This is a genomic window from Kumtagia ephedrae (assembly GCF_003012745.1).
GTDB lineage: Bacteria > Pseudomonadota > Alphaproteobacteria > Rhizobiales > Rhizobiaceae > Kumtagia > Kumtagia ephedrae.
Genome location: NZ_PXYK01000060.1, coordinates 1 through 6,039, shown reverse-complemented (window position 1 = coordinate 6,039; position 6,039 = coordinate 1). Strand labels below are relative to the sequence as shown.

Below are 6,039 nucleotides of genomic sequence, written 5' to 3'. Positions count from 1 at the left end.
AGCCGCGCATAGCGCTCGTCAATGTCCCAGAACCCCGCCTGTCCTCGCATTCCCAGCCTCCGCGCAAATCAGCAAAGGCAAGTGAATCAAAACGCGCTCTGGATTGCGAGGTTTTTCGAGGTGTCCATCTGCTCCAGGACAGCCCTGGCGACGGCGATCGTGCCGCTTCCGTTGCGCAGCAGCAGAAAGCCGTCGCTCGCCGCCGGCTCGACCAGCGCCGGCCCGGCCGACAGCAGGGCGAGCGCGCGGGCGGCCGCCTTATCCATGCCTGCGGACATTCCTAAACCTCCAGCCTTGCCTTGAACGCCGCCAGCGCCACCCTTTCGGTCATCGCCACGGCGCGGTCGAAGTCGATGTCGTCGCGCATGTCCTCGATCAGGTGGCAGGCATGCCGCACCGTGGTTCGATCGCGGGCGAAGCCCCGCCCGACCTCCGGCATGCTGATCCCCAGCGCGACATGCGTGACATACATGGCGATCTGCCGCACGCGTCCGACATCCGCGACCGGGCGGCCCGTCCGCCGCATCTCCTTGCTGGGAACGCTGTAGAGCGCGGCACAGACATCGATCATCGCCTCGCAAACCTCCATGATCCGTTCCTCGCGGCGCCCCGTCGCCGGCGGATCGGCGCTCGCGTCGGCCGTCCACTCCCTCTCCGTCATCTTGATCGCGAATGCCGTCCGAGCCTGCACCACACCCTCCATAGGAATATCTTCTTATACCAAGCAGGAGGATGGCTGTGAACAAAAAGCGAACCGATAGACCCATATTTCCGGTTTCGGGGTTGAAAACATTACGTTTTCTCGTCGCGCGCCGGTATTCGGCGGCCAATTTTATCCCCCTTCGGAACGGCGCCGGTAGGCTTTTCCCTCTCAACAAGCGGGAAAAGATGTCCTTGAAAGACGAAATCCGCGACTTCCTGGCCGCCGGCGTCGAGGCGCGGGCGAGCGCGGCACAATTGGTGGCGCTGCAATGCCTCTGCGGCATCGACCTCGTGGATGTGATGAAGGCGGATTTGCCCAGGCGCGCCGCAGTTCTGGGCCGGATCGCCCGGATGCTGGAGCGCGAAAGGATGAAGGGCCTTGCCGGCCACTGGGCCTACGACCTCAACCGGCATATCGCGCTGAAGCAGGCGGCCGACCGGCTCCGCGGGATCGACGCCGTCCCGCCGGCCGAGCGCCAGCGCAAAGCAAAACGGCGCCCCAGGGGGCGCCGTTGACGAAACGAGATGGCCGAACCGCCGAAGCGGCCCGGGGACTTAGCGCGCCGCAACCTTTTTCTTGCGGCCGAGACCCATCTTCTTTGCCAGTTGCGACCGGGCAGTGGCATAGTTCGGCGCCACCATCGGATAAGACGGATCGAGATTCCACTTCTCTCGATACTGCTCGGGCGTCAAATTGTAGTGAGTCATCAGGTGCCGCTTCAGCGACTTGAACTTCTTTCCGTCTTCCAGGCAGACGATGTAGTCGTCATGCACCGAACGTTTCGGATTGACGGCCGGCTTCTGCTTGTCGACCGGCGGCTGCTCAGCCGGCGTTCCGACGCGCCCTAGCGCGGCGTGAACGTCCGCGATGAGGTTGGGAAGTTCACCGACCGGCACGGGATTGTTGCTCACATAGGCAGCAACCACGTCCGCGGTCAGTTCGATCAGCATTTCACTGCTCTTCGCAGTGGTATCCACGATATCCATTGTTTTCGGGCCCCAAGAGTGTGAGAACACGCGCCCCGTCTTAGCTTGGAGGATGCAGGGCTACGCCAGATTTGACACCAACGTGTTGATCACGAGTCGTGTCGACACGACTAGATGGGACACGTTGCAAGTCAAGTCAATACAAAGATGCCGTTTTATTGGAGATAAATTCAGTCATTCACAATGTTCAGCAGAAATCTGTTGCACTCGCCGAGGCCCGAGGCCAATTTCGCTTGAACCGTTCACGAAATTTTGAGCCCGCATCACTAACCGGGTTGGTCCAGCCTTCCACAGATATTGGCCAGGATGCCGCTTCTGGTACGACCAGCGGCCGCCGGCGTGGCGAAACAAGCCGTTTTGCATTCCTTTCCTGATGAACTTCATGCCGGACGATTGTCAGGGTCGATGCGGCGTGATGTAGCGGCCATAGACCCAGCCGGTGACGAACTCGCCGTTGCGGGCCGGATCGTGCCAGACCTGGCACCAGCGGTAGCGCACCGCCTGCTCCTGCTTCCATCTCGGCTGGCCGGCGATGTCGAACAGGTCGAGCCCGTCGGTGCATTTTCCGGTCATCTGCAGCACCGTCCCGTTCGGGTAGGCGGCCTGCTTCTGCGACTGGTTGGACGGATACTTCCGCACATTCAGCGTATCGCCGAATGCGAGCCCGTTCACCTGGAAAGCAGCGAAGGTGGCCGCCGTCGAAGCGGTAGCGGCCGTGAGCAGGATCGCGGCCGCCATTCTCGTCGCAAGGGTGTTCGTCATCGATCTCCTCCGTTATACCGGCGTCAATGGGCGGAACTCTACCGCCTCGTCCCTGAATGCTCGCCGAGCGGGCGGTTCATACGCCGTTCACAGTAAATCTTGCGTGAGATCCAATGAAGCAGAAGCCCTTTCCCTCCGTTATGGCACCGCTGACGGCCGAGCATCCGTCGAGCGACACCCGCCACGGCATCACACGCACGGATGAATTCGCCTGGCTGCGCGCCGCCAACTGGCAGGAAGTGTTCCGCGACCCGTCGCTGCTCGACCCGGCCATCCGCACGCATCTGGAGGCCGAAAACGCCTACCAGCGGGCGCTGATGGCCGACACCGAGGCGCTGCGCGGAAGGCTGTTCGAGGAGATGAAGGGCCGCATCAAGGAAGACGATTCATCGGTGCCTATGAAGGACGGGCCCTACGCCTACGGCTCCTCCTACAAGAAGGGCGGGGAACAGCCGCGCTTCTTCCGCACGCCCCGCGACGGCGGCGCTGAAGACATCATACTCGACGGCGACCGCGAGGCCGAGGGCAAGGCCTATTTCCACCTGGGCGGCATCGATCATTCCTCCAACCACCGGCGGCTGATCTGGGGTTATGACGACAAGGGCTCCGAGTTCTTCACGCTGAAGACGCGCGATCTGTCGACCGGCACCGACCTTGCCGACACCATTCCCGACACTGCCGGCTCCGGTGTCTGGGACGCCGGCGATACCGGCTTCTTTTATACCAGGCTCGATCAGAACCATCGCCCGTCGAAGGTTCTGTACCATCGGCTTGGCACAGGAACCGTCGAGGACCGGCTGATCTACGAGGAAACCGATCCGGGCTTTTTCATGAATGTCGGCGGCACACGCGACAACCGGTGGATCATGATCGGCATCAACGACCACGAGACCTCCGAATACCGCATCCTGCCGGCCGGCCGGCCCGACGCCGAGCCGAAGCTGGTGGCGGCGCGCGAGACCGGCCTGCAGTACGACCTCGAGGAAGGCGGCGACGTCTTCTTCATCCTCACCAATGCCGACGGCGCCAAGGACTTCAAGATCGTGACCGCGCCCGTCGACGACCCGCGCCGCGAGAACTGGCAGGAATTCGTCCCGCACGAGCCGGGCCGGCTGATCCTGTCGGTCATCGGCTTCAAGGATTTCGTCGTGCGGCTGGAGCGCAAGGACAGCCTGCCGCGCATCGTCATCCGCGACCGGGCGGACGGCAGCGAGCATGTGATCGCCTTCGCCGAGGAGGCCTATTCGCTCGGACTCGCCGGTTCCTACGAATACGACACCGACATCGTGCGCTTCTCCTATTCGTCGATGACGACGCCCGGTCAGGTCTTCGACTACGACATGCGCACGCGCCAGCGCATACTCCTGAAGACGCAGGAGGTTCCCTCCGGTCACGACCCCGAGCACTATGTGACGCGCCGGCTGATGGCCCCCTCGCATGACGGCGAGCTGGTGCCGGTCTCGCTCATCCACCACCGCGACACGCCGATCGACGGCAGCGCACCCTGCCTGCTCTACGGCTACGGCGCCTACGGCATCGCCATCCCGGCATCCTTCAACACCAACTGCCTGTCGCTGGCCGACAGAGGCTTCGTCTACGCCATCGCCCATACCCGCGGAGGCAAGGACAAGGGTTTTGCCTGGTACGAGGACGGCAAGCGGGCCAGGAAGACCAACACGTTTCTCGACTTCATCGCCGCCGCGAAACATCTGGTCGTGGAAAACTATACCGCGCATGACCGCATCGTCGCCCAGGGCGGATCGGCCGGGGGCATGCTGATGGGCGCCATCGCCAACATGGCGCCGGAGGCCTTTGGCGGCATCATCGCCGAGGTTCCGTTCGTCGACGTGCTCAACACCATGCTGGACGACACGTTGCCGCTGACTCCCCCGGAATGGCCGGAATGGGGCAATCCGATCCTGTCGGCGGACGACTACCGGACGATCGCCGACTATTCGCCCTATGACAATGTAGCGGCAAAATCCTATCCGCCGATCCTCGCCGTCGCCGGGCTCACCGACCCGCGTGTGACCTACTGGGAGCCGGCGAAATGGGTGGCGCGGCTGCGCAAACTGAACAGCGGCGACCAGCCGGTGCTGATGCGCATCAACATGGATGCCGGCCACGGTGGCGCTTCCGGCCGTTTCTCGCGGCTGGAGGAGATCGCCTATAACTATGCCTTCGCGCTGAAGGTGACGGGCAAGGCGGAGGCCTGACGCTCCGCACGGCACGGATACCGGCACAGGGCCTGCAAAGGGGCGTCGGCGCGCGGGTTCGGTGAACCGGCGCACGTCGTGACGCGCTACCGCCGTCCCCGAATGACCAGCACGTTGCCCACGCCGACCAGCACCAGGCCGGCCAAGGCAAGAAGCGTCCAGCGGTAGCCCTCCAGGCCGGTGGAGATGAGCAGCGCGAAAACCGGAAAGATCACGGTGGCGTAGCCCGCCCGGGCGGCGCCGATCCGGTTGAGCAGAGTGAGGTAGGCGGCGAAGGCCATCACGGTCGAGACCACCGCCAAGAAGATCAGCGATCCGAGATAGGATGCGGTCAACTCGATGATGAAGGGCTTGCCCTGGACGAGCGCCAGCAGCGCGCTCCACAGCGTACCGTAGAGCATGCCCCAGGCATTGGTCGTGACGATCGGCAGGCCGCGCCGATAGCAACTGGCCGAGACCAGGTTGCCGCAGCAGAAGGACAAGGTCCCGCACAGGCAGAGCGCGAGGCCGGTCAGTGTGCTTCCGGAAAGCCCGTCGCGGGCGATCTCGGGCAGGAACATCAACGCAATGCCGGAAAAGCCCAGCAGCCCGCCGATCAGCACGCGCTTGGCAGGTCGCTCGCGCATGACCAGGGCGGCGAGGCCGAGATTGATGACCGAGGCCAGCGAAAACACCACCGACAGGAGCCCGCTCACCAGATACTGAGCGCCGTAGTAGAAGAAGAGAAAGTTCGAGGAAAAGATCAGCACTCCGAGTGCCGCCGCGCGAAAATGATCGGCGAGGGCGATGCGCAGCCTGCCCCCCGACACCACCAGCCAGCCGAACATCAGCAGCGTCGCGACGGCGAAGCGCCAGACCAGGTTGACCTCGTTGGGCACGGTGCCGACCTGCAGCTCGATAGCGAACCACGATGCACTCCAGGCAACCACCGTCAGCGCGTAAAGGCCGTAGTCCAGCGGCTCGAAGGCACGATCCGTGGTCGCGGCGCGCGGAACCGCATCGGCTTGCGGCGCGGGGCGAATGTTCATGAAAGCTCCTCCTGAGGGGGCCATAGGAGGCCGCGGCCCCCACGTCCAACCAATTCGCCTGATGAACTCTTCAGCGCGCCGGATGGAGAGCAGTAGGGCAGTAGGGCAGTAGGGCAGTAGGGCAGTAGAAGGGGAACGTGACGCTGCGGAACAGTCAACGGATCAGTAGCCGTCCACTCATCTAAACGAGCGCCAAAGACGAGGCCCGGGAGCGGTGTGCCCTACTGCCCTACTGCCCTACTGCCCTACTGCCCTACTGCCCTACTGCCCTACTGCCCTACTGCCCTACTGCCCTACTGCCCTACTGCCCTACTGCCCTACTGCCCTACTGCCCTACTGCCCTA

At 63.5% G+C, this 6,039-nt stretch carries 7 protein-coding genes; 2 read left to right on the top strand and 5 right to left on the bottom strand.

All coding sequences use genetic code 11. The features are described 5' to 3' along the window. Window positions 1–86: 86 nt before the first annotated feature. Window positions 87–278 carry a hypothetical protein gene (locus C7I84_RS29190; RefSeq protein WP_106775717.1) on the bottom strand — a complete coding sequence of 64 codons (192 nt, stop codon included), beginning with the start codon at window positions 276–278 and terminating at the stop codon, window positions 87–89. Between the two features lie 2 nt (window positions 279–280). Further along, window positions 281–691, bottom strand: coding sequence for a helix-turn-helix domain-containing protein (locus C7I84_RS29185; RefSeq protein ID WP_245428661.1), 411 nt, complete (start codon window positions 689–691; stop codon window positions 281–283). Window positions 692–738: 47 nt separating this feature from the next. Between C7I84_RS29185 and C7I84_RS29180 the strand changes: the two genes are divergently transcribed. Continuing rightward, complete coding sequence (locus tag C7I84_RS29180) at window positions 739–1,218, top strand: hypothetical protein (protein ID WP_245428660.1); 480 nt, start codon at window positions 739–741, stop codon at window positions 1,216–1,218. Window positions 1,219–1,257: 39 nt separating this feature from the next. Here C7I84_RS29180 and C7I84_RS29175 read toward each other — a convergent pair whose 3' ends face one another. Next, entirely contained in the window at window positions 1,258–1,689 is a 432-nt protein-coding gene (locus tag C7I84_RS29175) for a Ros/MucR family transcriptional regulator (protein ID WP_106775715.1), read from the bottom strand. A 396-nt stretch (window positions 1,690–2,085) separates the two neighbouring features. Beyond that, complete coding sequence (locus tag C7I84_RS29170) at window positions 2,086–2,451, bottom strand: SH3 domain-containing protein (RefSeq protein WP_106775714.1); 366 nt, start codon at window positions 2,449–2,451, stop codon at window positions 2,086–2,088. Window positions 2,452–2,564: 113 nt separating this feature from the next. Between C7I84_RS29170 and C7I84_RS29165 the strand changes: the two genes are divergently transcribed. Then, complete coding sequence (locus tag C7I84_RS29165; RefSeq protein WP_106775713.1) at window positions 2,565–4,667, top strand: S9 family peptidase; 2,103 nt, start codon at window positions 2,565–2,567, stop codon at window positions 4,665–4,667. An 86-nt stretch (window positions 4,668–4,753) separates the two neighbouring features. Here C7I84_RS29165 and C7I84_RS29160 read toward each other — a convergent pair whose 3' ends face one another. Next, the gene (locus C7I84_RS29160; RefSeq protein WP_106775712.1) at window positions 4,754–5,695 is read right to left on the bottom strand and encodes a DMT family transporter; all 942 of its coding nucleotides are present in this window, start codon (window positions 5,693–5,695) and stop codon (window positions 4,754–4,756) included. Window positions 5,696–6,039: the final 344 nt, after the last annotated feature.

What these genes read in the sequence shown, in the direction of transcription:
- C7I84_RS29190 (WP_106775717.1), bottom strand. Translation starts at nt 278, where the DNA reads ATGTCCGCAGGCATGGATAAGGCGGCCGCCCGCGCGCTCGCCCTGCTG.
- C7I84_RS29175 (WP_106775715.1), bottom strand. Translation starts at nt 1,689, where the DNA reads ATGGATATCGTGGATACCACTGCGAAGAGCAGTGAAATGCTGATCGAA.
- C7I84_RS29170 (WP_106775714.1), bottom strand. Translation starts at nt 2,451, where the DNA reads ATGACGAACACCCTTGCGACGAGAATGGCGGCCGCGATCCTGCTCACG.
- C7I84_RS29165 (WP_106775713.1), top strand. Translation starts at nt 2,565, where the DNA reads ATGAAGCAGAAGCCCTTTCCCTCCGTTATGGCACCGCTGACGGCCGAG.
- C7I84_RS29160 (WP_106775712.1), bottom strand. Translation starts at nt 5,695, where the DNA reads ATGAACATTCGCCCCGCGCCGCAAGCCGATGCGGTTCCGCGCGCCGCG.